General features: G+C 64.9%; 1 protein-coding gene. It reads right to left on the reverse strand.

The annotated features are described in order from the left end of the window. A partial coding sequence (locus ACXJKR_RS32025; protein WP_457326287.1) for a TonB-dependent receptor domain-containing protein occupies window positions 1–1,595 on the reverse strand: 1,595 nt, incomplete at both ends.

The raw sequence follows: 1,595 nt of genomic DNA on the forward strand, positions 1-1,595 counted from the left end.
GTGATGAAGTTCGAGATGTCCTTGTTGAAGAAGGTCGCCGACAGCACATTGCCCTTGCCGTAGTAGTACTCCAGGCTCAGGTCGATCTGGCTGGACTTCATGGGCTTGAGCTCGACGCTGCCGACCGTCCAGGTCTCGTTGCCGATGCGGTCGTCGTTGTAGCCGGACACCTGGATGCCGAACATGTTGGCGAAGTTCGGGCGCGTGATGGCCTGCGACGCTGCGGCGCGCAGCACCAGGTCCTTGCGCAGGTCAAAGGCGAGGTTGACGCTGGGCAGCACGTCGTTGTACTTGGACTTCTTGACGTCGAAGCCGCGGCCCCAGTTCTCGTTGCCCTCGTAGTCGCCAGCGACCAGCGGCGTGCCGTCGAACTTGTAGCCCGTGCTCTTCACGTCGGTCGAGATGTAGCGCAGGCCGAAGTTGCCACGCAGGTTGCCGGCCTCGAAGTCGAACATGCCGTACAAGGCCTGGTTCTTCTCGTTGAGCTCGCTGTAGGCCGAGCGGTCTTCGTTCCAGCCGTTGATGTTCTTCAGCGTGCCGGCCACCATGGCACCGATGTTGGGGCGCGGGATGCTCCAGCTGGCCACGTCGACCGTGCCGTCGAACAGGCTGGCCGTGGGGCTGGTGGCGATGGTGGCGGCCCAGACAGGGCGGTAGGCGCGCTTCTCGAAGGTGTGGTCAGCAAAGCGCACACCGGTCTTGAACGTGTTGATGGCGCCCCAGTTCAGGTCGAACGTGGCGTCGAACTGCGCGTACTTCTCCTGGTCCTTGTTCGGGCCTTGGGACGTCGCCCAGGTCTGCGGGCCCAGCTGCGAGGGCAGCTGAGCCGCTGTGAAGGACTGGCTGGACGTCGGGCTGATGACGATCTGGTGGCCTGTTGCGTCGATGGTGCCTTGCCAGTTCGGGCGCGCGAAACCCGCATCCCAGTTGCCGGCCTGGAAGTTGGCCGTGAGTGACGTGCCGCCCTTGGCCTTGGTCGTGCCGGCGACGAGGTCGAACTTGGCGCCGTCGAGCTTGTAGTGGCCGTCGAAGGTGATGCTGTCGGACGTCATCTGGGCGGCGCGCGCCCAGACCTGGAAGAACTGGTCGGGCAGCGGTTTGGCGGCGGTGGTCGTGCTATGCACGCACATGCCGGTGGGGTTCCAGGCCGACTTCACCTCCGTGTTGCGCTTGTCGCAGTTCGGGTCCTGGAAGATGTAGTCGCTGCTGTTGGAGCTGTCGCCCACGAGCTTGAGCTTGAGCAGGTTCAAGCCGAGGTCCAGGCCTTGCGCCGGGCGGGCTTGCAGCGTCAGGTTGATGGCGTCGCGCTTGCGGTCCTGGATGAAGGCGGTGGGCGCCACGTCGCCCGACCAGCGGTTGTCGGCCTCGACACCACGGCGGATGTAGGAACCGTCGGCATGGGCCGCGGCGGCCAGCACGCCGAAGCTCTTGGCTTCGTTCTTCCAGCTGTACAGGCCCGAGACTTCCTTCTCGGCGTCGCTGATGGTGCCCTTGCCGTACTTGACGCTGACGAAGCCGCTGTTGGCCGCCATGTCCAGCGGCTTGCGGGTCTTGACGATGACCGTGCCGCCGATGCCGCCTTCGGTCAGGTCGGC

The sequence above is a fragment of the Roseateles sp. P5_E11 genome, assembly GCF_054049355.1.